Genomic DNA, 22,541 nt, shown 5'->3' with positions numbered 1-22,541 from the left:
CCGGGTTGAAGAAGTGCAGGCCCTGCGGGTGGATCGCCACGCGGATCTGCTCGCCCACCGCCGGCAGCGACTGCGGCGCCACGCGCATGGTCAGCGCGTGCTGGCCACTGCTCAGGTTGACGAAGATCTCGTTGCCGACCGGTTCGATGCCTTCAATGCGTGCGGCAAATACATGCGCATCATCGGCACTGGCCGGCTGCAGGTGTTCCGGGCGCACGCCCACCGCGATCGGCTTCTGCAGCCACGCCGGATCGATCGTGGCCTGGCCCAGCGGTGCACGCCATTCGCCGTCGACCACGGTCACGCCACCGGCATCGCCCTGCAGCATGCCACGCAGCACGTTCATCGCCGGGCTGCCGAGGAAACCGGCCACGAACAGATTGGCCGGGCGATCGTACAGCGCCATCGGCGTATCGATCTGCTGGATGATGCCGTCCTTCAGCACCACGATGCGCTGGCCCAGGGTCATCGCTTCGACCTGGTCGTGCGTCACGTAGATCATGGTGGTGCCCAGCTTGCGATGCAGCTGCGCGATCTCGGTGCGCACGCTGTGGCGCAGCTTGGCGTCGAGGTTGGACAGCGGCTCGTCCAGCAGGAACACCGCCGGCTCGCGCACCAGTGCACGGCCCAGCGCAACACGCTGGCGCTGGCCACCGGACATCGCCTTGGGCAGCTTGTCCATCATCTCGGTCAGGCCCAGGGTCTGCGCTGCTTCGGAGATGCGCTTGTCGATGGTCGCCTTGTCATGCCCGCGCAGCTTCAGGCCGAAGGCCAGGTTCTCGGCCACGGTCATGTGCGGGTACAGCGCGTAGCTCTGGAACACCATGGCGATGTCGCGGTCCTTCGGCGCCACGTCGTTGACCACGCGATCACCGATGGTCAGCGTGCCGCCGCTGATCTCCTCCAGGCCAGCCACCATCCGCAGCAGGGTCGACTTGCCACAGCCGGACGGACCGACCAGCACCATCAGCTCGCCATCGGCGACCTCGAAGCTGGCGTCCTTCACCGCGACCTGGCCGTTGTCATAGACCTTGCGCACACCCTGCAACTGCACTTTTGCCATATCACCTATCCGGTCCGCCCGAAGCCGGGCTGTCTTTTGGGACTGCCTCGGCCCTCCCGATGGCAGTGATGATTGCGCGCCTGCCGCATGACGGCGAGCACTGCAATCGAATACAGTTGCCCATTCTGCCATGTAAACGTTTTCACGTGGCACTATCCGATGATCGGTGCGCACCGATCTGCGTCGGCGGTTGAACGAAGGTTCCGCCGAGGCAGTGGTTTCGAATGGAACGGTCTTCCGCTACCCCGGAGATCGCCCCTGACGAACCTCGGACAGGCAGTTGCGCGGATGTCCCCCGAACCCAGCCATGAAGCGATTGACAACGATGTCACCCGGATCTGAAACTCGAGCGATGCACGACACCCTCTTCCTGTTCGGTGCCACAGGTGATCTGGCCCAGCGCTACCTGTTCCCTTCGCTGCTTCGCCTGCTTGGCGACGGCCTGCTGCCGGAGGACTTCCGCATCCGTGCGCTGGCCCTGTCCGGGCATGACACCGAAGCCTTCCATGACATCCTGCGGCCGCGCCTGCAGCAGGCCATGCCGATGGCCACGCAAGACGACATCAGCGCCCTGCTGCGCCGCATCGACTATCGTTCGGTGGACCTGCGCGACGTCGACTCGGTTGCCGCCGCGGTCTCCGACCTGGTGCACCGCAAGTGCGTCAGCTACCTGGCCATTCCGCCGGGCCTGTACATCTCCACCTGCGAAGGCCTGGCCAAGGGTGGCGCCCTCGCCGCACCGGCACGCCTGATGCTGGAGAAGCCGATCGGCAGCGACAGCGAAAGCGCCGAGGAAATCATCAGCACCATCGGCCAGTGGATCGACGAGGATCGTGTGTTCCGCCTCGACCACTACCTGGGCAAGGCGGCGGTGCAGAACCTGATCGCGCTGCGCTTCGGCAACACGCTGCTGGAAGCGGTGTGGAACCGCAACTACATCGAATCGGTGCACATCCTGGTGGCCGAGAGCGAAGGCGTGGATGGCCGCGACGCCTACTACGCCCGCTCCGGCGCGCTGCGCGACATGGTGCAGAGCCACATCCTGCAGCTGCTGTGCATGGTGGCGATGGAGCCGCCGGCCTCGCTGGAAGCCGACCGCATCCGCGACGAGAAGGTCAAGGTGCTGCGCGCCCTGCGCCCGCTCGATGCCAAGCACGCCGCGCGTGACAGCATCCGTGGCCGCTACACCGCCGGTACCATCAACGGCCAGCCGGCCCAGGCCTACCAGCCGCCGGAAGGCAGCGACGTGGAGACCTTCGCCGGGGTCACCGCGCATATCGACAACTGGCGCTGGAGCGGCGTGCCGTTCCACCTGGTCACCGGCAAGCGCCTGCCCGAACGCACCACCCGCGTGGTGGTCACGCTGAAGCCGGTCACCCACTGGCTGTTCGAGCGCCCGCAGCGCGCGCAGGCCGCACCGAACCGCCTGGTGTTCCAGCTGCAGCCGCAGGAGAACATCGAACTGGGCCTGATGAGCAGCCTGGCCGGCCCGGAATGGGGCGCGCTGGAGCTGCATCCGCTGGAACTGGAACTGTCGGTGCCGACTGGCCTGCACCGCCGCATCGCCTACGAACGCCTGTTCCTGGATGCCTTCAACGGCAACCACACGCTGTTCGTGCGCGATGACGAAGTGCGCGCCGCCTGGGCGTGGATCGACAGCGTCGCCGACGCCTGGAAGGACGCCAAGCTGCCGCTGGAGCCCTACCCCGCCGGCCAATGGGGCCCGAGCAATGCGGGCGAGTTCCTGCCGCAGGGCGTGGACGCGCCGGACAGCGGAGCGTCGGCATGAGTGCCAGCTCGCAGCCAGTGCTGGTCGCCGACATCGGCGGTACCAACGCCCGCTTCGCCCTGGCCGACACCTCGCAGGACGCACCGCTGCAGAAGGACAGCATCCGCGAATACGCGGTAGCGGAGTTCCCGTCGCTGGGTGATGCCGCGCGCCACCATCTGGAACAGATAGGCGCCACGGCAAGCCGCGGCGTGTTCGCGGTGGCCGGTCGCGTCGACGGTGACGAAGCGCGCATCACCAACCACCCGTGGGTGATCTCGCGCAGCCGCACCGCCGCCATGCTCGGCTTCAACGAGCTGCACCTGATCAACGACTTCGCCGCACAGGCGATGGCGATTTCGCTGCTGCAGCCCGATGACGTGGTCCAGGTCGGCGGTGCCGCCTGGGTGCCGGGCAAACCCGGCCAGCCGCGCAACTACGCGGTGATCGGGCCGGGTACGGGCCTGGGTGTCGGTGGCCTGATCCTGCGCCACGGCCGCTGCTACCCGCTGGAAACCGAAGGCGGCCATGTCAGCTTCCCGCCGGGAACCCCGGAGGAGATCCGCATCCTGGAGATCCTGTCCGAACAGTTCGGCCGCGTCTCCAACGAGCGCCTGATCTGCGGCCCTGGCCTGGTCAACATCCATCGCGCCGTATGCGAGATGGCCGGCATCGATCCGGGCCAACTGCAGCCGGTGGACGTGACCGCCCGCGCCCTGCACGGTGACCCGCAGGCGATGCGCACCGTCGATGTGTTCTGCGCCGTGTTCGGCGCCATCGCAGGCGACCTGGTGCTGACCCAGGGCGCGTGGGACGGCGTGTTCCTGACCGGAGGGCTGACCCCGAAGATGCTCGATTCGCTGCAGCACTCCGGGTTCCGCCAGCGCTTCGAACACAAGGGCCGCTTCTCCTCGATCATGGCGCGGGTGCCCTCGTTGGCCGTGATGCACCCCCACGCCGGACTACTGGGCGCCGCCGCCTATGCCGCCGACGCCGAACGTGACGCACCTGGAGTTGCCGCATGAGCCCCACCACCTTCCACGACGACCGCATCGAGTTCATCCAGCACGGCGATGCCGATGGCTGGATCGAGGCGGTGGCCGCCGAGATGGCGCAGACCCTCAACCACGACATCAACGAAGTGGGCCGCGCCCGCATCCTGTTGTCCGGCGGCACCACGCCGGCACCGGTGTACCAGGCGCTGGCCGAACTGGACGTGCACTGGGACCGCGTGGAAGTGAGCCTGGCCGATGAGCGCTGGCTGTCGCCGCAGGATCGCGACAGCAATGCCTGGCTGGTGCGCGAGAATCTGCTCAAGCGCGCCGAAGGTGCGCATTTCGATCCGCTGGTGCGCATCGGCAAGCCGCTTCCGGAATGCGTGTACACCGCCAACCTGCAGGCGCAGCACAGCCAACCGCCGAGCCTGGTGGCGCTGGGCATGGGCAACGACGGCCACACCGCCTCGCTGTTCCCCGGCTCGAAGGACCTGGCCCGCGCACTGGAAAGCACCCTGCCCTACGCGGCGCTGGATGCCACCGGCTGCCCGGGTGCCAACCAGTGGCCGCTGCGCATCACCCTGACCCCGCATGGCCTGCGCCAGTGCCGCCAGCGCCTGCTGCTGCTGCGCGGCAAGCAGAAGCTGCAGGTACTGCGCCAGGCGCTGGACAGCAATGACGCCCAGCAGTACCCCATCCTCAATGCGATCAACCTGGAAGGCGCGCGTCTGCGCGTCCACTGGGCTGATTGATGTTGGCGGCGGCACCGTGCCGCCGCTTGCCTCTCGCCACCACGAACGCCGGTAGCCAATGAGCCTCCATCCGCAACTGCAAGCCATCACTGAGCGTGTCATCCGCCGCAGCGCCGCCTCGCGCGCCGCCTACCTGGCCGCGATCGACGCCTCCCTGCGTGAAGGCCCGTTCCGCAGCCGCCTGAGCTGCGGCAACCTCGCCCACGGGTTCGCCGCCTGCGGCGGCACCGACAAGAGCCGCCTGCGCGGTGGCGTGACGCCGAACCTCGGCATCATCACCGCCTACAACGACATGCTGTCGGCGCACCAGCCGTTCGAGACCTATCCCGAGCAGATCCGCGAGATCGCCCGCGAGCTGGGCGCCACCGCACAGGTGGCCGGCGGCGTGCCGGCGATGTGCGACGGCGTCACCCAGGGCCGCGGCGGCATGGAACTGTCACTGTTCTCGCGCGATGTGATCGCGCAGGCCACCGCGATCGGGCTCAGCCACGATATGTTCGACACCACCGTCTACCTCGGTGTGTGCGACAAGATCGTGCCGGGCCTGCTGATCGGTGCGCTGGCCTTCGGCCATCTGCCGGCGGTGTTCGTGCCGGCCGGCCCGATGACCCCGGGCATCCCGAACAAGCAGAAGGCCGAAGTGCGCGAGCGCTATGCTGCCGGCGAAGCCACCCGCGAAGAACTGCTGGAAGCGGAGTCCGCGTCGTACCACGGCGCCGGCACCTGCACCTTCTACGGCACCGCCAACTCCAACCAGGTGCTGCTGGAAGCGATGGGCGTGCAGCTGCCGGGCGCATCGTTCGTCAATCCAGGCACGCCGTTGCGCGACGCCCTCACCCGTGAAGCCACCGAGCGCGCGCTCGACATCACGGCACTCGGCGACGACTTCCGCCCGTTGGGCCGGATCATCGACGAGCGCGCGATCATCAACGCGGTCATCGCACTGATGGCGACCGGCGGCTCGACCAACCACACCATCCACTGGATCGCGGTGGCGCGTGCGGCCGGCATCGTGCTGACCTGGGACGACTTCGACGAGCTGTCGCAGCTGATCCCGCTGCTGGCCCGCGTCTATCCGAACGGCGAAGCCGATGTAAACCGCTTCGCCGCAGCAGGTGGCCCGGCCTTCGTGTTCGGCGAACTGATCAAGGCCGGCCTGATGCACGGCGACCTGGTCAGCGTGGCGCGTGGCGGCATGGCCGACTACGCACGCGAACCGCAGCTGCGCGACGGCCAGCTGGTCTACCTGCCGGGTCTGGAACGCAGCGCCGACGAAGAAGTGGTGCGTGGCGTCGACAATCCGTTCGAGCACCAGGGTGGCCTGCGCCTGCTGCGCGGCAACCTGGGCAAATCGCTGATCAAGCTGTCGGCGGTGAAGCCGCAGTACCGCACGATTGAAGCACCGGCGGTGGTGGTCGATGCGCCGCAGGTGTTGAACAAGCTGCATGCCGGCGGCCTGTTGCCCGAGCATTTCGTGGCGGTGGTGCGTTACCAGGGCCCGCGTGCGAACGGCATGCCGGAACTGCATTCGCTGGCGCCGCTGCTGGGCCTGCTGCAGAACCAGGGCCGGCGCGTGGCACTGGTCACCGACGGCCGCCTGTCCGGCGCCTCGGGCAAGATTCCGGCGGCGATCCATGTGACGCCGGAAGCGGCGCGCGGCGGTCCACTGGCCAAGGTGCGCGAGGGCGACATGATCCGCCTCGATGGCGAGGCCGGCACGCTGGAAGTGCTGGTGGACGCAGCCGAATGGGCTGCACGTCCGCTGGCGCCGAACACCGCGCCTGCCGCGCATGATCTGGGCCGCAACCTGTTCGCGATCAACCGTCGTGTGGTGGGTCCGGCCGACCAGGGTGCGATTTCGATTTCGTGCGGGCCGGCGGCGGCTGATGGTGGGCCATGGGAGTACGACGCGGAGTATGAGCTGGGGCACGATGCCGCGGCGGCGGCGGCGCCGCATGAGGCGAAAGACGCCTGAAGCGAAAAGCCGCGGCAGGCTTCCCGGCTTGGGCAGTAGAGCGCCCTGGCCGGGACACGCCGTAAACCCATCCATGGGGGCTCGATCGCGGCATCCATGCCGCTCACGGTCCCGGCCAGGGCGCTCTACTGCCCTTGGACAATTCCCGGCGCGTCATTTGCGCTGCGGCCACTGAATCAAGAAGAGCAAAGGCAAGGGCAAAAGCATGGGTATCGAACAACATCAGGTGAAGGCGGCGGAGCTGTTGCGTGCGGCGGGCATCCTGCCGGTGGTGACGATTCATACGCTGGACCAGGCGCGTGCGGTCAGCGCGGCGCTGCTGGAAGGTGGTTTGCCGGCGATCGAGCTGACCCTGCGCACGCCGGTGGCGATGGAAGCGCTGGCGATGCTCAAGCGCGAGCTGCCGGACGTGGTGGTGGGTGCCGGTACGGTGCTGACCGTGGAGCAGATGCAGCAGTCCATCGATGCGGGTGCGGATTTCCTGGTGACCCCGGGTACGCCGCCGGCGCTGGCTGATGCACTGGCCGCTGCGCCGCTGCCGGTGGTGCCGGGTGCGGCAACGCCGACCGAGCTGCTGTCGCTGTATGCGCGCGGCTTCCGCGTGTGCAAGCTGTTCCCGGCCACGGCCGTGGGCGGGCTGGCGATGATCAAGGGCCTGGCCGGCCCGGTTGCCGACCTCAAGCTGTGCCCGACCGGCGGCATCACCGAAAACACCGCCGCCGAGTACCTCGAGCAGAAGAACGTGGTCTGCATCGGCGGTTCGTGGATGGTACCGGGCAACTGGATCGCCAACGGCGAATGGGACAAGGTGCGCGCCAGCGCCGCCGACGCCGCGAAGATCATCAAGCGCGTGCGCGGCCACTGAGCCCGACAAAGGTGTAGAGCCGCGCCCACGCTCGGCTCCGGCATCATCAAGGGTCAGAGCCCTTTCCCACCGGGAAAGGGATCCGACCCCGGGCGACGAGCGCGCACAGCGCGCGACCCGCTCCTGCTCTTCCTTCTTCATTCCGCGGTGGACGCGCACGGAACCTGTCCGTGGCCCTGCGGAGGGATTGCGCAGGGGCGTAAGCGCCATGGATGGCGCGCCCGAGCCTCCAGGGATGGATTCACGGCGTCCCCTGCGCAATCCCTCCGCAGGGCCAACCCCACGAATCCTGCCGCACACCGCGAGGGGCTTCGCCGTTGGCCGAACCCCTTACAGCGGCCGTGCCGGATCCACCAGCCCGTACTGGCTGGCCATGCGCGCCAGCGCGATGTTGTCGTGGATCCCCATCTTCTCGAACAACCGCGCCTTGTGCGTGTTCACCGTCTTCGCACTCAGGCTCAGCCGCCGCGCGATGTCTTCCTGGCGCAGGCCCTGGGTCAGCAGCAGTGCCACTTCCAGCTCGCGCGGTGACAGGCTGTCGAACGGCGAACCGTTGCCTTCCACCGTCGACAGCGCCAGGTTCTGCGCGATGCTGGTGCCCAGGTAACGGCGGCCACCGGCCACGTCACGCACCGCGCGCAACAGCTCCTGCGCATCGCAGCCCTTGCCGATGTAACCGGCGGCGCCAGCCTCGAGCAGCCGCTTCGGCAGCGGGCCATCTTCCAGCACCGACACGATTACCACGCGGGTATTGCGGTGGCTGCGCACGATGCGCTCGGTCACTTCCATGCCGCTCACACCCGGCAGGTGCAGGTCACACAGCACCACATCGGGCAGCAGCTGGCGGACTTCACGCAGCGCGTCTTCGCCGGTCTCGGCTTCGCCCACCACCTCGATGTCGGTTTCCCCCGACAGAATCATCTTCATCCCGGTGCGGACCAGCGCGTGGTCATCCACCAGGTAGACTCGAATCGTCATTCACGTACCTCTTCGAATGCGGCCATTGCAGGTCAAGCTAGGCAGGGTGCCGATACCCCTGCAAGCGCGTTCGGAATGCGACCCCGGCAATCTGCCTTGCGCATCACACTACCGCGCGTTGTGCTTGCCCCCTGTCTTGCAGAACCTGCTGCAACGAAACAACTGATCTATCACGTAGACGTCCCTCAAGGGCCATCCACGTCAATCCCCCTGTGATGATGCTTCGCTGGCCTTCGCTGGCGGCGAGCCGTGACGTCGCCATGGGTGCCGACGACTGAACATGACCAGATAGCACCCTACCACCCAAACCAGCGCGGCACACCATCCGGCCAGGATATCTGAGGGGTAATGCACCCCCAGGTAGACCCGGGACACGCTGACCAGCAGGCTGAATGCCGGTGCCAGCAGCAGCACCGGCCAGCGCCAGCGGGTGTTCCAGGCCAGCAGTACCAGGGTCACTGCCAGGGTCATCGAGCCCATCGCATGGCCGCTGGGGAAGCTGAACGTCGATTCCGGCGCGATCGATTCCCACAGGCTGGGGCGCTGGCGCTGGAAGAAGTGCTTGCTGCCCATGTTCAGCAGCGCCGAGCCGACGAAGCTGACCGCCACGAAGGTCGCCTCGCGCCAACGCCGGTAGCCCAGCAGCAGGCCGATGATCAGCACGTCGGCCGGGATCAGGAACCATTCGTAGCCCAGTCTGGAAATGAGCACGAAGAAGCGGTCCAGCAGCGGCGAATGCAGGCCATGCATCTGCCACAGCAGCGGCGCATCGAAATGGAACGATTCAAACTCGTGCACCTCGTCAGCCAGGGCGACGAAGCCGGCCAGCGGCAGCAGCACGCCACCGAACAGCAGGACCAGGCGCCAGGCATTGCGCGCCATCCAGTGGCGGAAGCCGGAGGCGGACTCCGGTGCAGCGAGGATCGCAGGCTTATCCGGCGCTTCGGACATACTTGTGTTCGACGTAATCGTCGATCAGGGCGACGAATTCCTGGGCGATGTTCTCGCCACGCAGGGTCACCTTCTTTTCGCCATCGACGAACACCGGCGCTGCAGGCGTTTCACCCGTGCCGGGCAGCGAGATGCCGATATTGGCATGGCGCGACTCACCCGGTCCGTTGACGATGCAGCCCATCACCGCCAGGGTCATGTTCTCCGCACCCGGGTGGTGGATCTTCCACAGCGGCATCTTCTCGCGCACGTGGTTCTGTACCACCTTGGCCAGCTCCTGGAAGAACTCGGAGGTGGTGCGGCCGCAGCCCGGGCAGGCCGTGACCAGCGGCGTGAAGGCGCGCTGGCCGGTGGTCTGCAGCAGCTCCTGGGCGACGATCACTTCCTGCGTACGCGACTGGCCCGGTTCCGGGGTCAGCGAGATGCGGATGGTGTCACCGATGCCCTCCTGCAGCAGCACGCTCAGCGCCGCGGACGAGGCGACGATGCCCTTGCTGCCAATTCCGGCCTCGGTCAGGCCCAGGTGCAGGGCGAAATCCGAGCGCTGGGCCAGGTCGCGGTACACCGCGATCAGCTCCTGCACGCCACTGACCTTGGCCGACAGTACGATGCGGTCGCGCGGCAGGCCGAGCTCCACCGCCTGCTCTGCCGAATCCAGCGCCGAGCGGATCAGCGCCTCGCGCAGCACGCGGCCGGCGTCCCAGGGCTGCTCACGCAGGTTGTTCTCGTCCATCAGCCTTGCCGCCAGGGCCTGGTCCAGCGAGCCCCAGTTGGCGCCGATGCGCACCGGCTTGTTGTAGCGGATCGCGAACTCGATCAACTGGGCGAACTGCAGGTCCTTCTTCTTGCCGAAGCCGACGTTGCCCGGGTTGATGCGGTACTTGGCCAGCGCTTCGGCACAGGCCGGTTCGGCGGTCAGCAACTGGTGGCCGTTGTAATGGAAGTCACCGATCAGCGGCACGTCGATGCCCATCATCGCCAGCTTGTCGACGATGCGCGGGATCGCCGCAGCCGCTTCCACGGTATTGACGGTCAGCCGCACCATTTCCGAACCCGCACGCCACAACTCGGCCACCTGCTTCACGCTGGAAGCCACGTCGGAGGTATCGGTGTTGGTCATCGACTGCACCACGACCGGCTTGCCTCCGCCTACGGTGACCCCGCCGATCTGGACGGCATGGGTCTGGCGGCGGGGCCAGGCAGTGGCATCGGAAGGGGGCGTCGGGCGGGTAACGGCGTCGTGCATGGGCGCATTCTACCGCCCGCCTCCGCATTCCGGGTGACTCGCATTCAGCCGGCGGCACGGCTGCGGCCGATTGTCGCAGGCATGTGCACGCGTGAACGCATACGATGAGCGTGAATGACCGGTCCCGACGCCCCGTTTCTCCGAACCCTGTGCAGCCTGCGCTGGCTTGCCGTAGGCGGCCAGGCCGCCACCATCCTGGTTGCCACCTGGGTGCTGGGCCTGCCGTTGCCGCAGCTGCCATTGTGGGCGGGCGTGGCCGTGCTGACCCTGTTCAACATCTACACCCAGCTGCGCCCGGAGGCGGCCGACACCGCGCCACTGACCGCATTCGGCCACATCCTGGTGGACGTGATCATCCTGACCTGGATGGTGGGCTGGAGTGGCGGCATGGCCAACCCGTTCAGTTCGCTGTTCCTGATCCTGATCGCGCTGGCCGCGTTCGCCCTGCCCCTGCGCTGGGCACTGGCAGTGGCGCTGGCCTGCCTGCTCGGCTACGCCGCCAGCGGCATCTTCGGCCAGTCGCTGCCGGATGGCTATTTCCGCGCCCAGGACCTCAACCGCTGGGGCGTGGTCGCCAATTTCCTGATTTCCGCAGCGGTCGTGCTGACCTTTTCCACCCGCCTGGCACTGGCGCTGCGCCAGCGCGAACTGGAACTGTCGGCCCTGCGCGAACGCTTCGCCCGCAACGAGGGCATCGTCGCCCTGGCCACCCATGCCGCCTCGGTGGCGCATGAACTGAACACGCCGCTGGCGACCATGACCCTGCTCGCCGATGACGTCGCCGAGCGCAGCGAAGAGCCCGAAGTACGCGAAGACATGGAAACCCTGCGCGAGCTGCTGGTGCAGTGCCGCGAGCGCGTGCTGGCGCTGGCCGCACCGGCCTCGGCCGATGCACCGGGTCGCAGCCACTCCAGCGCCCAGCAGGTACTGGAACAGTGGCGCCTGGTGCGGCCGACCATCGACCTGCATCGCAATGACGATGCGCCGCTGCGGCTGCCACTCGACCCGGGCGTGGGCCATCTGCTGATGGTCCTGCTCAACAATGCCGCCGATGCCGGCGAGCAGGCCGGCCGGCCGCGCGTGGACCTGGACCTGCGCATCGAAGGCGACGACCTGATCGGCGAAGTCCGCGACTACGGCCACGGCTTCGACGCCCGTGCCGCGGTGCTGCCGGGCAAGCTGTTCGGCAGCAGCAAAAGCGAGGGCATGGGCGTCGGCCTGGCCCTGTCCCATGCCACCATCGAACGCCTCGACGGCGAGATGTGGATGCGCCCGGCCCAGGGGGCCGGCAGCCGCGTCGGCTTCCGCCTGCCGCTGACCCCACGTGAGGACACCCCATGAGCCTTCATCACTCCACCCTGGGCCTGCTGGTCGACGACGACGAGCTGTACCTGCGCACCCTGCAGCGCAGCCTGGCCCGCAAGGGGCTTGAAACGCAGACCGCACAGGATGCCGCCAGTGCGCTGGCGCTGGCCCGCCAGCATCCGCCGGCGTTCGCGCTGATCGACCTGAAGCTGGGCAGCGATTCCGGCCTGGCACTGATCCAGCCGCTGCGTGCCCTGCGCGCGGACATGCGCATCCTGCTGGTGACCGGCTACGCGAGCATCGCCACCGCCGTGGAGGCGATCAAGCTCGGTGCCGACGACTACCTGCCGAAGCCGGCCACGGTGCCGATGATCCTGCGCGCGCTCGGCGAGGAAGACGACGGCCCGGCCGACGATGGTGAAATGGAAGTACCTGATGCGATGACGCCGATCAGCCGCCTGCAGTGGGAACACATCCAGCAGGCGATGCACGAGACCGGCGGCAACGTGTCCGCGGCAGCGCGCCTGCTCGGCATGCACCGGCGTTCGCTGCAGCGCAAGCTGGCCAAGCGGCCAAGCCCGGAACGCGATCCCAGCCGTTGATCGCCGGACCCGTCCGGCTCAGACCTCGGCCAGCACTGCTCGGTCCTGCGCGGCGCTGGAGCGCGACGCCGTCGCATCGACCCGCGCCGCTACCGTCTCCTGCAGCAGCGGCGACGGCAGCGCGCAGGCCGGATGCATGCGCAGGAAGCCATAGATCGCACCTGCCAGGCCGATCATCAGGCCCGGAGTAAAGGCCGCGCGGGTCAGCCCGCCGACCATGCCCTGGTGCTCCTCGATCGAAGAAACGATCTCGATGGCGGCCTCGTCCTGCGGATAGGGACATCCCTCCGGATCCAGCGCAGCCGCCAGCACCAGCAGCTCCCGGGTGGACACATCGCCATGGCACAGGGTGTGGCTGAACCCCCATTTGCCGCGCGCGTCGGCCACAGCCCGCCGCATGTCACGCAACTGCGCGGGATCGCCGGTGCGGGCATACAGATCCGCCGCCGCCAGACCGATGCCAACACTGCCATGGCACCAGGTCGGGAAATTCTTCTGCCCGTCCTCCAGATGGATATCGCGCCAGCGCCCGGTATGCGACTCGAACAGCGCCGCCTGGAACGCAAAGGCTCCTTCGGCCAGCTGCCGCCAGGCGGCCCGCTCAGGCACGCTGCCGGCATCCGAACGCGCCAGCCGTGCCAGCGCCCAGCCCATGCCCATCGCGCCGTGGCCAAAGCCACCGATCGGCTCGCGGAACTGTGGCGTCGGCCAGCGTGCGCCGTCGGCATCGACGATCGCTGCTTCCTGCATGCGGCGCCCGGCTGCAGCCGCCAACTCCAGCCAGCGCGCGTTTCCGGTAGCCCCGGCCAGCGACAGCAACGGCAGGATCATGCCGGACACGCCATCAATCAGTTCGAATTTCACCGGCCCCTGGAAACCACGACGTTCCACTCCTTCCGCACAGCGCTCGGCCAGCGCGAGCAGTGCAGGGCGCTGCAGCAGATCATGCAATGCCAGCAGGGTCCAGATCTGCGAGCCCGAGCCGACGAAACCACCATCGATCCCGGCGGGATGGCGCTCGCACATGGTCTGGAATACCGCAATGGCGCCTTCGATGGCCGGATCCAACCCAGCCACCGGATCGGCACGTCCCTGCTCCACTTCCCGGCGGTAGGCCGCCAGCGCGAACGCAATGCCTCCCAGCCCGAAATACAGGTCGGGCTGCACCGGCTGGACGGTCCATCCTGTGCGGGTCACCTCGGGCGTGATCCAGGTCATCGAACCGTCTTCACCGTGCACGGCAAGCCGCAGAAGATTCTTCACCGCGTGTGCCGCAAGCGTTCGTCGGCGCAGGTCCAGATCGTCCGCGCGAGGCTGCTGCGCGGCGTAGCTATAGCCGGACCGAGCCTCGGCGCGGGCCAGCGCGTGCTGGTTCAGGTCGGTGGCCACCAACGTGCTGCGGATGGTCACGTCTTCGAGGTCGATGCGCATCGCACGCCAGTTGTCGGCGATGGAGCGGATGCGGGTCGCGTCCAGCTGTGAAGTGAAGATCGGAATGTCACCGTGGCGCAGGTCGTCCACTTCTCCACGTACGGTTTCCAGGTCCGATGGCGCAGCCGGTGACACCGCTGCATTGCGCACCAGCAGATCGATCGCGCGTTCAACCGCCTGGGCTTCCTTGTGCAGCGAGGCTGGATGCCAGAGCATCCGCCCGAGCTCGGCGTAGGCCATTGTCGGCCGCCGCACATCCCGCACCTGGCAGCCTTCGAAACCGGCCAGCAACGGCATCAGTTCGCCCCTGGCATCCAGCGCACGCAGGCGCCCGCTGGCATCGACGAAACCCTCGCTGATGTGATCCCAGTACAACGACACATCGGGCTGCGGGCTCGGATGGTTCTGTGCGATGGCGACCTCTGCCTCGACCAGGCCCAGCCGCGCCGGCGCCGTCCCGTCTTCGATGATCACCGGCACCTGCACGCGCGGCTGCTCGCCCGGCAGTGCGCCGGCGGCGGACAGGTCCACGCCTTCCATGCCGAGGCCGGTGGTGCGGAACGGCACGATACCGGTGCGCAGCACCGAATTGCGCATCAGCTTGACTGCCGTGTCATAGGCATCGCCCAGACCGGATGGTTCGACGTCGATGACCTGCGAGAACACGCTTTCGGCGTCGACCACCACCGGCACCGGCCCGACCGCGATCAGGTTCTCCAGATGGATGTCGGTCCCGCCCACCAGGCGCAGGATGGCCAGCCAGTGACCGAGACCGCGGTAGTAGGCGCGCAGCTCTTCGTCACCGGAACAATAACGGTGCTCGGCAAATGCAGCCCAGCCGTGGCTGCCACGATCCACCACGCGCGGCACGCGTACCCGGCCAGGGCCCTCGCCGAAGACGGCTTCAAGCAGGCCATCAAGCGTGGCATCGATGCACAGCGAGCGCGGCTTGTACATCAGCGTACCGCCGTCGAACTGCAACCGCGCCACGGTCCGGCCGCCACCGTGCAGGTCACCGCGCCCCAGCGACACGGCACGCAGCGATCCTGCCGGACTGCCGAGCAGGTCCGTCAGCAGCGCACGATCACGGCCGATGCGCGCGGCCAGCTCCACCACAGCCGCACATTGTCCTTCGAGCATGCGCGACAGCCGCGGCAGCAGCACCGGGTAGCGTCGCTGCAGATGCTCATGGAAGCCCTCGCCGGTGGCGAGGGCCACGAATTCGTCCAGCGCACCGGCGCCCTCAAGCGGGCCGATGTCACCACCGCGCGCGGCCGCATGCAGTTCCAGCAGCAGTACGCGGTTGAGCTTGAGCTGGGCATGTTCACGAAGCGCCGCATCGCCCTGCTCATGCAGGAGTGCGCGCTCGTCTGGCCGCAGATCGATGGCGGGGTCATGCAGGCCAGCCGCCAACGCTGTGCGCGCGTCGACAAGAAAATATTCGGTGATGCGCGCAAACGCGGCCGCAGCCGGAGAAGCGGTCATTACGCCCCCTGCAAAGTGTCCAGAGTATGTTCCAGTCGCCGGCACGCAGCGCAAGCCGCTGCGTGCCGGCTCGGGCTACATCAACAGCACAGGCAGTGATTGACCACCGACATCGTGGTGGTGCACTCGGTACCGCCACCGGTGATCAGGGTGTCGGAGGCCGACGTGAGCGCGGACTCGGTGGCCCCAGCGCCATAGATGAACAGCGAACCCGCAGGGTTGGCGCATCCATCCACATCGTCCGAGCCATTGAGCCAGCCGGACACAACATCGTCGTTCAGATCCATTCGCAATCTCCTGTCATTCACAACATGAGGCGTTGAGGACATGGATCGATTCCACGTCCCTTCGGATACGGCCAGTCCCTGGCATCAACATCATGCTGCGAGCGATACTGGATGACAGGTACAGCCGCCCGTGCACACTGCATCCGCGTGTGAAGTGCGTCAAGCTGCGCTGCGGCAGGACGCACGAATACGCTGCACGTGCAGTACGGAAGTGACGTGGAATGAGTAGCCGCGCCGCCATTCCTGCGCGACCGGATCGAAGGCAACCGCAGAGGCATCGGATGGCCGGCGGGCGCCGGCACATCCGCAGCCCGGGTCAGCCCTTCAGCTGCGCCAGGATCTCGCGGGTCATCGGATCGGCAATCGCCACATCCTCACCCTGCAGCGCCGGCAGCAGGCCACTGGCCAGCTGCTTGCCCAGCTCTACACCGAACTGGTCGAACGCGTTGATGTTCCAGATCACCGACTGCACGTACACGGCGTGTTCGTACATGGCGATCAGCGCACCCAGCGCCTGCGGGGTCAGCGCGTCGAGCAGGATCAGCGTGCTCGGGCGGCCGCCCGGGTAATCACGGTGCGGGTCGTCGCTGCTCTGGCCATTGGCCAGTGCTTCGGTCTGCGCCAGCAGATTGGCCAGCAGGGCCTGATGATTGATCGTGTAGGGATCATCGTTGTGCACGCAGCCGATGAAATCTGCCGGAACGATGCTGGTGCCCTGATGCAGTGCCTGGAAGAAGCTGTGCTGCACATCGGTGCCCGCGCCGCCCCACCACACCGGCACGGTGTCGGTGGTAACCGGCTGGCCGTCACGCTGCACGCGCTTGCCCAGGCTTTCCATCACCAGCTGCTGCAGGTAGGCCGGCAGCAGCGCCAGGCGCTGGTCGTAAGTCATTACCGCATGCGTGGCATGGCCCAGCACGTTGCGGTTCCAGATGTCGGTCAGGCCGTGCAGCACCGGCAGGTTGCGCTCCAGCGGTGCATCCAGCGCGTGCGCGTCCATCTGCGCGGCGCCGTCCAGCAGCTGCTCGAAGCGCTCGAAGCCGATCGCAAGCGCGATCGGGAAACCAACGGCCGACCACAGCGAATAACGGCCACCGACCCAGTCCCACATCGGCAGTACGCGATCGGCGGCGATCGCGAAGGCCTTGGCGGCACGTTCCGGATTGGCACTGACCGCGTACAGGCGCTCGCTGCCACCCAGCCAGTCGTGCAGGATCTGGCCGTTGAGCAGGGTTTCCTGGGTACCGAAGGTCTTGGAGATGAGGATGCCGGCGGTCTTCGCCGGATCCAGCGTGGCCAGTGTGCGCTGCATGGCGGCGCCGTCCACGTTCGATACGAAATGCACGCGCAGGCGCGCACCGGTGACCGGGCGCAGCGCATCGGCGACCAGGCGCGGACCGAGATCGGAACCACCGATGCCGACGCTGACCACGTCAGTGACGCCGCTGTCTTCCAGCGCACGCACCAGCACGCCCATGCGCTGGCGGATGTCGCGCGCGGTGGCATAGGCCTCGGCCGCCACCGGCGCATCGACCACGTCGCCGCGCAGCGCGGTATGCAGCGCGGCGCGACCTTCGGTCAGGTTGACCTGCTCGCCACGGAACAAGCGGGTGATGGCACCACCGACATCACGGTCGGCGGCCAACGTGAGCAGGGCCTGCAACGCCGCGGCATCGTATTTCTGCCGCGCGAAGTTGACGTACAACGGACCGACCCGCAGCGCCAGGTCCTGCACGCGGCCGGGTTCGGCGGCGAGCAGACTGGGAATGCTTGCGCCCTTCAGGCGCTGGGCGTGGGAATGCAGCGAGTCGAATCCGTTGTTCGTTGTCATGCGGCCTGGGTCGGGATCGTGTCGTTGGTGTGGGAGATCTGGTTCTTGCCATCAACGTACACCAGCTTCGGCTTGAAGCTGTCGGCTTCCTGCTCGGTCATGCTGGCGAACGCGGCGATGATGATGATGTCACCGACCTGCACGTGGCGCGCAGCACCACCGTTGAGCGAGACAACGCCGCTGCCGGCTTCGGCGCGGATGGCGTAGGTCGAGAAGCGCGCACCGTTGGTCACGTCCCAGATGTGCACCTGCTCGAACTCGCGGATGCCGGTGGCAGCCAGCAGGTTGTCATCGATGGCGATCGAGCCTTCGTAGTTCAGCTCGGAATGGGTGACGGTGGCGCGGTGGATCTTGGTCTTGAGCAGGGACAGGTGCATGGGGGCGCTGCAACGGCAAAGGAAAGAGCGGATTCTAGCACCCGCTTGGCCATCGTCAGGGGGCCGCAACAGGATGCTGAAGGCTGTTCAGGCCCCCTCCCCCGGCGGCGGCGGCGCGGCATGCCCGGAACTGCCCTCCAGAGACAGCCGGAACACCGTATGGAAGGCCAGCCCGGCGACCAGGCCGAAGCCACCTGCGGCCAGCACCTGCAAGGCATAGCTGATCACGTCGAAGGTGTCGACATAGCGCAGGCGCTGCAGCAGCGGACCATTGTCCGCGCCCGGCCAGGTGCAGGTGGCCATGGCCAGCGCGCCCAGTCCGAAGCCGACCAGCACGAATCCAGTCCGGCGCAGCCGCTGTTGAGACTGCAGGATCAGCGCCATCGGCAGCAACACCGCGATCGCATTGCACACGGCCAACACGAACATCAGCCCACCGCCGGTGAGCGCAGGCATCGGCGTGCGCCTGAATACAAGCGCGAACAACAGCCCGCCAAACAGCTGGGCCGGCAGCATGCCGGCGGCCAGCACCGCCAGGATCGAGGCCTGGGCAAGACGGCCAGTATCGGTGCTGGGGGTCTTCATTTCCGGTCTCCCGTCCGTGGGAAGTCGAGAGGCGCCCGTTGCGGGCGCCCCGGAGCCGCATGCGGCTCAGAACTCCAGGTTGTCGATCAGGCGCGTGCTGCCCAGGCGTGCGGCGATCAGCGCCACGCGGCCACCGCCGTCGAAGGTCGGCTCGGCCAGTTCCGGCGTGCGCAACACGGCGTAGTCGACCTGGAAACCATCCGCCTGCAGCGCGGCCGTTGCGTCGGCCTCGATCTGCGCGCGCGACTGGCCAGCCACGTAACCCTCGCGCATGCCCAGCAGGGTGCGGTGGATGCTGGTCGCAAGCGGGCGCTGTTCGGCGCTCAGGTACTGGTTGCGCGAACTCTTGGCCAGGCCATCCTCGTCGCGCACGATGTCCGCACCGACGATCTGGATCGGGAACGACAGTTCGGCCACCATCTGCTTGATGACGGCCAGCTGCTGGTAGTCCTTGCGGCCAAACACGGCCACGTCCGGCTGCACCTGCAGGAACAGGCGCGCGACCACCGTGCACACGCCATCGAAGTGCCCCGGACGGCTGGCGCCCTCCAGCACTTCACTCACGCCCGGCGCGTGCATGCGCGTGGTCTTGTCCACCCCCAGCGGGTACATCACCTCGACGCTGGGCAGCCACACCGCATCGCAGCCGGCCTGCTCCAGCCCGGCCACATCGGCCTCCGGCGTGCGCGGGTAGCGACTGAAATCCTCGTTCGGCCCGAACTGGGTCGGGTTGACGAAGATGCTCGCCACCACCTTGTCGGCGTACTGGCGGGCCAGGGTCACCAGCGAATGGTGACCTCCATGCAGGTTGCCCATGGTCGGCACCAGCGCCACCCGCAGGCCCTCGCGCTTCCACTGGGCGATCTGCCCGCGCAGTGCGCCGAGCTCGTTGAAGGTCTGGATCATTGGGCGTAGGCGTGCTGTTCGTCGGGGAAGCTGCCGTCGCGCACCGCGTCGGCATAGGCGCGGGTGGCACCGGCCACCGAACCGCCTTCGGCAAGGAAATCCTTGACGAACTTGGGACGGCGATGACCACTGTCCAGGCCGAGGAAATCGTGCAGCACCAGCACCTGGCCATCGCACTGCGGGCCTGCGCCAATGCCGATGGTCGGCACATCCACCGCAGCGGTCACTTCGGCGGCGACCGGAGTCGGCACGCATTCGAGCACCATGATGCTGGCGCCGGCAGCGGCCACAGCCTTGGCATCTTCCACCAGCTGGCGCGCGGCATCGCCACGACCCTGGATCTTGAAGCCGCCCAGTCGCAGCACCGACTGCGGGGTCAGGCCCAGATGCGCGCAGACCGGAATCTCGCGCTCCACCAGGTAGCGGATGATGTCGACCTTGAAGCCGGCACCTTCGATCTTGACCATCTCGGCGCCGGCCTGCAGCAGCTGCAACGAGGCATCCAGCGCGCGCTCCGGGGTGGCATCGGCGCCGAACGGCAGGTCGGCCACCAGCAACGCACGCTGCAGCACGCGGGCCACGGCGCGGGTGTGGTAGACCATGTCGGCCACGGTCACCGGCAAGGTCGAATCATGGCCCTGCACGACCATGCCCAGCGAATCGCCGATCAGGATCAGGTCGACGCCGTTGGCATCGAAAGTGCGGGCGAAGCCGGCGTCGTAGGCGGTCAACATGACCAGCTTCTGGCCATTGCGCTTGGCCTCGGCCAGGGCGGGAACGGTCCAGGGCTTGCTGTCTGCGTGGGTGCTCATGTGCTGATAACCGGGGGAGATAACCCGGGCATTATCACCCTATCGGCGCAATCCCGCAGGCATCCACCCGCATCACTGCATCCCGCACGCGGCCATGGCCGGGAATGGCCAGATCCGGCGCGATTTCGGCCAGCGGCACCAACACGAAGGCACGCTCGTGCAGGTAAGGATGCGGCACCTGCAGACCAGGCTGGTCGAGCACCTGCGCGCCATACAGCAGCAGGTCCAGGTCCAGCGCGCGCGGGCCCCAGTGCACCGCCGGATCGCGTACGCGACCAAAACGCTGCTCCAGCGCCAGCATCGCCTGCAGCAGCGTATCGGCGGGCAGCGTGGTCTCGACCGCAGCCACCGCATTGACGAACGGCGGCTGGTCTTCATTGCCCCAGGCCGGCGTGGCGTACAGCCTTGAGGCTTGGCGCAGGCGGGTATCGGGCAGGCCGTCGAGCGCGGCAATCGCCGCGCCGACGGTGACGGCCGCGTCGCCAAGGTTGGCGCCGAGGCCGATCCAGGCAAGGGTCATCGTTTACTCGCCAGCCGCACCGGCCGGGGCACCCGGACGACGGCGGCGACGGCGGCGCTTGCGCGGTGCCCCGCTCTCGTCATCCCCCTCTTCGCTGTGCATCACGTCCAGCGACGATTCCAGCTCGCGACCGGACTGCGCCTGCGCCTCACGCCAGAACTCGACATCGGCGACGTGCTCGGCCGAGGCCACCTGGCGCAGGCTGAGGAAGTCGAACGCAGCGCGGAAGCGCGGATGGGTCAGGGTACGGAACACGCGCTTGCGCTGGCGCGAGCTGAAGCGCGACTGCAGCAGCCAGATTTCCTGCATCGGCAGCGAGAAGCGGCGCGGCAGCGCGATGGTGCTCAGCTGCTGCACCGTGACGCGATCGGCGGCACGGCGCTGCGCCTCTTCCGGTGCCACGCCCTGCTTGAGCAGGGTTGCCTGGGCGCGGCAGAACGCCGGCCACAGCAGCAGCGCAAACAGGAACGCGGGCGAGACTGGTTCATCGTTGGCCACGCGGGCATCGGTGTTGGCCAGGCCCTCCACCAGCATGCGGCGCAGCGCGCCGGTGCGGTTGGACTTCAGCGCCTTGGCGCTCTCCGGGAACAGCACGTCCAGCAGGCCGTAACGTTCGAGGCCTTCGAAGCTGGCCACGCCGTGCCCGGACAGGAACAGCTTGAGCACTTCTTCGAACAGGCGCGCCGGTGCGGCTTCGTTGAGCAGGCCGGCCAGGTGCGGGATCGGCGCGGCGGTGCCCTCTTCGATCTGGAAGCCGAGTTTGGCCGCCAGGCGCACCGCACGCAGCATGCGCACCGGATCTTCGCGATAACGCTGCTCGGGGTCGCCGATCAGCTTCATCAGGCGCGCCTGGACGTCCTCGAAGCCGCCGGTGTAATCACGCACCGAGAAGTCCTCGATGGCGTAGTACAGGGCGTTGCAGGTGAAGTCGCGGCGGATGGCGTCGTCTTCGATGGTGCCGTACACGTTGTCGCGCACGAGCATGCCGTTTTCCATCTCGCGGTCGCCGCTGCCGTCATCGCTGTTGGCACGGAAGGTGGCGACTTCGATGATCTCGCGGCCGAACACGACGTGGGCGAGGCGGAACCGGCGACCGATCAGGCGGCAGTTGCGGAACAACTGCTTGACCTGCTCGGGCGTGGCGTCGGTGGCCACGTCGAAATCCTTGGGTTGGCCATTGACCAGCAGATCGCGCACCGCGCCGCCGACAAGGTAGGCGCCGAAGCCGGCATCGCGCAGGCGATAAAGCACGCGCAGGGCGTTCGGGCTGATGTCCTTGCGGGAGATCGTGTGCTGGTCGCGCGGGATGACGCGCAGGCTGAACGGTGATGTAGCAGAGGAAATGATGTTGGCGCTTCCGGTTGAAGTTTCGGGATTGCCCAATGGCATCGAGGTGCATATACTAGCGCTCCTGCCTCGGCAGCGACACAGTTACGCTCCCTTCGTCTAGTGGTTAGGACGTGGCCCTCTCAAGGCTAAAACAGGGGTTCGAGTCCCCTAGGGAGCGCCAGTCGCCGCAGCAGGAACCGAAAAAGCCCGCCTCGTGCGGGCTTTTCTGTTTTCCGGGGATTGCATTGGCATCGGTCGGCCTGGTCGCAGTAGCGCCTTCCTGTTCCTGCGTGGGAGGGGGCGGGCCACCCCCTCCAGACGATTTCCCGCGACGGCGGCACGAACAGCCTCGCTCCTCCGCAGCCAATTCAATCCCGACGCGCAGACCTGCGTCCGCCACCCGCAATGTGTCGAGAGGCTGCAGGCCAGCCGATCCAGGACCGTTGGCGCCATGGATGGCGCCATCGAGCCCCCATGG

Annotated in this window: 20 protein-coding genes and 1 tRNA gene; 8 read left to right on the top strand and 13 right to left on the bottom strand. The window is 67.5% G+C overall.

Annotated elements, in window-relative coordinates:
* Window positions 1-1,063: sn-glycerol-3-phosphate ABC transporter ATP-binding protein UgpC (ugpC, locus tag N7573_RS19905; protein ID WP_279943264.1), on the bottom strand; the 1,063-nt coding region annotated here is incomplete at its 3' end.
* Window positions 1,064-1,415: 352 nt separating this feature from the next.
* On the opposite strand from ugpC, the gene zwf reads away from it, so the two are divergent.
* The 5 genes from zwf (at window position 1,416) to N7573_RS19880 (ending at window position 7,418) form a co-directional block, all read left to right on the top strand.
* Complete coding sequence (zwf, locus tag N7573_RS19900) at window positions 1,416-2,852, top strand: glucose-6-phosphate dehydrogenase (protein ID WP_010484333.1); 1,437 nt, start codon at window positions 1,416-1,418, stop codon at window positions 2,850-2,852.
* Window positions 2,849-3,856 carry a glucokinase gene (gene glk / locus N7573_RS19895; RefSeq protein WP_049400948.1) on the top strand — a complete coding sequence of 336 codons (1,008 nt, stop codon included), beginning with the start codon at window positions 2,849-2,851 and terminating at the stop codon, window positions 3,854-3,856. The genes zwf and glk overlap by 4 nt, the downstream gene beginning before the upstream one ends.
* On the top strand, window positions 3,853-4,578 hold the full coding sequence (gene pgl, locus N7573_RS19890) for a 6-phosphogluconolactonase (protein WP_012510707.1): 726 nt from the start codon (window positions 3,853-3,855) through the stop codon (window positions 4,576-4,578). Before glk ends, pgl begins: the two co-directional genes overlap by 4 nt.
* 58 nt (window positions 4,579-4,636) lie before the next feature.
* A complete protein-coding gene (gene edd, locus N7573_RS19885; protein ID WP_121503724.1) occupies window positions 4,637-6,553 on the top strand; it encodes a phosphogluconate dehydratase in 1,917 nt (638 codons plus the stop codon).
* 205 nt (window positions 6,554-6,758) lie between these two features.
* Window positions 6,759-7,418: a bifunctional 4-hydroxy-2-oxoglutarate aldolase/2-dehydro-3-deoxy-phosphogluconate aldolase gene (locus tag N7573_RS19880; RefSeq protein ID WP_004153124.1), complete on the top strand. Its 660-nt coding sequence runs from the start codon at window positions 6,759-6,761 to the stop codon at window positions 7,416-7,418.
* Window positions 7,419-7,748: 330 nt separating this feature from the next.
* Here the strand turns inward: N7573_RS19880 and N7573_RS19875 are convergent, their stop codons facing one another.
* The 3 genes from N7573_RS19875 to ispG form a co-directional block, all read right to left on the bottom strand.
* Entirely contained in the window at window positions 7,749-8,396 is a 648-nt protein-coding gene (locus N7573_RS19875) for a response regulator (RefSeq protein ID WP_004153112.1), read from the bottom strand.
* Between the two features lie 201 nt (window positions 8,397-8,597).
* Window positions 8,598-9,347: a phosphatase PAP2 family protein gene (locus tag N7573_RS19870; protein ID WP_279912865.1), complete on the bottom strand. Its 750-nt coding sequence runs from the start codon at window positions 9,345-9,347 to the stop codon at window positions 8,598-8,600.
* On the bottom strand, window positions 9,328-10,593 hold the full coding sequence (gene ispG / locus N7573_RS19865) for a flavodoxin-dependent (E)-4-hydroxy-3-methylbut-2-enyl-diphosphate synthase (RefSeq protein WP_180838578.1): 1,266 nt from the start codon (window positions 10,591-10,593) through the stop codon (window positions 9,328-9,330). The genes N7573_RS19870 and ispG overlap by 20 nt, the downstream gene beginning before the upstream one ends.
* 114 nt (window positions 10,594-10,707) lie before the next feature.
* On the opposite strand from ispG, the gene N7573_RS19860 reads away from it, so the two are divergent.
* Entirely contained in the window at window positions 10,708-11,934 is a 1,227-nt protein-coding gene (locus N7573_RS19860; protein WP_032128856.1) for an ATP-binding protein, read from the top strand.
* Complete coding sequence (locus N7573_RS19855; RefSeq protein WP_012510702.1) at window positions 11,931-12,500, top strand: response regulator transcription factor; 570 nt, start codon at window positions 11,931-11,933, stop codon at window positions 12,498-12,500. The genes N7573_RS19860 and N7573_RS19855 overlap by 4 nt, the downstream gene beginning before the upstream one ends.
* An 18-nt stretch (window positions 12,501-12,518) precedes the next feature.
* On the opposite strand, the gene N7573_RS19850 is transcribed toward N7573_RS19855, so the two are convergent.
* From N7573_RS19850 to pcnB, 9 genes are all read right to left on the bottom strand, one after another.
* The gene (locus tag N7573_RS19850; protein WP_279912867.1) at window positions 12,519-15,416 is read right to left on the bottom strand and encodes a type 2 lanthipeptide synthetase LanM family protein; all 2,898 of its coding nucleotides are present in this window, start codon (window positions 15,414-15,416) and stop codon (window positions 12,519-12,521) included.
* Between the two features lie 80 nt (window positions 15,417-15,496).
* The gene (locus N7573_RS19845) at window positions 15,497-15,703 is read right to left on the bottom strand and encodes a DUF6229 family protein (RefSeq protein WP_049400943.1); all 207 of its coding nucleotides are present in this window, start codon (window positions 15,701-15,703) and stop codon (window positions 15,497-15,499) included.
* Between the two features lie 316 nt (window positions 15,704-16,019).
* Window positions 16,020-17,534, bottom strand: coding sequence for a glucose-6-phosphate isomerase (gene pgi, locus N7573_RS19840; RefSeq protein ID WP_279912868.1), 1,515 nt, complete (start codon window positions 17,532-17,534; stop codon window positions 16,020-16,022).
* The gene (panD, locus tag N7573_RS19835; protein ID WP_032128853.1) at window positions 17,531-17,911 is read right to left on the bottom strand and encodes an aspartate 1-decarboxylase; all 381 of its coding nucleotides are present in this window, start codon (window positions 17,909-17,911) and stop codon (window positions 17,531-17,533) included. The genes pgi and panD overlap by 4 nt, the downstream gene beginning before the upstream one ends.
* Before the next feature lie 87 nt (window positions 17,912-17,998).
* Window positions 17,999-18,496, bottom strand: a complete 498-nt coding sequence (locus N7573_RS19830) for a hypothetical protein (protein WP_279912869.1) — start codon at window positions 18,494-18,496, stop codon at window positions 17,999-18,001.
* Window positions 18,497-18,562: 66 nt separating this feature from the next.
* Window positions 18,563-19,402 carry a pantoate--beta-alanine ligase gene (gene panC / locus N7573_RS19825; RefSeq protein WP_279912870.1) on the bottom strand — a complete coding sequence of 280 codons (840 nt, stop codon included), beginning with the start codon at window positions 19,400-19,402 and terminating at the stop codon, window positions 18,563-18,565.
* Entirely contained in the window at window positions 19,399-20,214 is an 816-nt protein-coding gene (gene panB, locus N7573_RS19820; protein WP_005416119.1) for a 3-methyl-2-oxobutanoate hydroxymethyltransferase, read from the bottom strand. The genes panC and panB overlap by 4 nt, the downstream gene beginning before the upstream one ends.
* A gap of 34 nt (window positions 20,215-20,248) precedes the next feature.
* The gene (folK, locus tag N7573_RS19815) at window positions 20,249-20,734 is read right to left on the bottom strand and encodes a 2-amino-4-hydroxy-6-hydroxymethyldihydropteridine diphosphokinase (protein WP_032128850.1); all 486 of its coding nucleotides are present in this window, start codon (window positions 20,732-20,734) and stop codon (window positions 20,249-20,251) included.
* Between the two features lie 3 nt (window positions 20,735-20,737).
* Window positions 20,738-22,117: a polynucleotide adenylyltransferase PcnB gene (pcnB, locus tag N7573_RS19810; protein WP_279914055.1), complete on the bottom strand. Its 1,380-nt coding sequence runs from the start codon at window positions 22,115-22,117 to the stop codon at window positions 20,738-20,740.
* Between the two features lie 52 nt (window positions 22,118-22,169).
* Here pcnB and N7573_RS19805 point away from each other — a divergent pair.
* Window positions 22,170-22,244 (top strand) — tRNA-Glu (locus N7573_RS19805).
* The last annotated feature ends 297 nt before the right edge of the window (window positions 22,245-22,541 follow it).

It is taken from the genome of Stenotrophomonas sp. GD04054 (assembly GCF_029836955.1).
In the GTDB taxonomy this organism is placed as follows: domain Bacteria; phylum Pseudomonadota; class Gammaproteobacteria; order Xanthomonadales; family Xanthomonadaceae; genus Stenotrophomonas; species Stenotrophomonas maltophilia_A.
Note: the sequence above shows the minus strand (reverse complement) of the source record. Positions and strands in the feature narration are given on the sequence as shown.

Bases quoted from the DNA above. Each gene is read 5' to 3' on its own strand.
- zwf (WP_010484333.1), top strand. From the start codon at position 1,416: ATGCACGACACCCTCTTCCTGTTCGGTGCCACAGGTGATCTGGCCCAG.
- glk (WP_049400948.1), top strand. From the start codon at position 2,849: ATGAGTGCCAGCTCGCAGCCAGTGCTGGTCGCCGACATCGGCGGTACC.
- pgl (WP_012510707.1), top strand. From the start codon at position 3,853: ATGAGCCCCACCACCTTCCACGACGACCGCATCGAGTTCATCCAGCAC.
- edd (WP_121503724.1), top strand. From the start codon at position 4,637: ATGAGCCTCCATCCGCAACTGCAAGCCATCACTGAGCGTGTCATCCGC.
- N7573_RS19880 (WP_004153124.1), top strand. From the start codon at position 6,759: ATGGGTATCGAACAACATCAGGTGAAGGCGGCGGAGCTGTTGCGTGCG.
- N7573_RS19875 (WP_004153112.1), bottom strand. From the start codon at position 8,396: ATGACGATTCGAGTCTACCTGGTGGATGACCACGCGCTGGTCCGCACC.
- N7573_RS19870 (WP_279912865.1), bottom strand. From the start codon at position 9,347: ATGTCCGAAGCGCCGGATAAGCCTGCGATCCTCGCTGCACCGGAGTCC.
- ispG (WP_180838578.1), bottom strand. From the start codon at position 10,593: ATGCACGACGCCGTTACCCGCCCGACGCCCCCTTCCGATGCCACTGCC.
- N7573_RS19860 (WP_032128856.1), top strand. From the start codon at position 10,708: ATGACCGGTCCCGACGCCCCGTTTCTCCGAACCCTGTGCAGCCTGCGC.
- N7573_RS19855 (WP_012510702.1), top strand. From the start codon at position 11,931: ATGAGCCTTCATCACTCCACCCTGGGCCTGCTGGTCGACGACGACGAG.
- N7573_RS19850 (WP_279912867.1), bottom strand. From the start codon at position 15,416: ATGACCGCTTCTCCGGCTGCGGCCGCGTTTGCGCGCATCACCGAATAT.
- N7573_RS19845 (WP_049400943.1), bottom strand. From the start codon at position 15,703: ATGGATCTGAACGACGATGTTGTGTCCGGCTGGCTCAATGGCTCGGAC.
- pgi (WP_279912868.1), bottom strand. From the start codon at position 17,534: ATGACAACGAACAACGGATTCGACTCGCTGCATTCCCACGCCCAGCGC.
- panD (WP_032128853.1), bottom strand. From the start codon at position 17,911: ATGCACCTGTCCCTGCTCAAGACCAAGATCCACCGCGCCACCGTCACC.
- N7573_RS19830 (WP_279912869.1), bottom strand. From the start codon at position 18,496: ATGAAGACCCCCAGCACCGATACTGGCCGTCTTGCCCAGGCCTCGATC.
- panC (WP_279912870.1), bottom strand. From the start codon at position 19,402: ATGATCCAGACCTTCAACGAGCTCGGCGCACTGCGCGGGCAGATCGCC.
- panB (WP_005416119.1), bottom strand. From the start codon at position 20,214: ATGAGCACCCACGCAGACAGCAAGCCCTGGACCGTTCCCGCCCTGGCC.
- folK (WP_032128850.1), bottom strand. From the start codon at position 20,734: ATGACCCTTGCCTGGATCGGCCTCGGCGCCAACCTTGGCGACGCGGCC.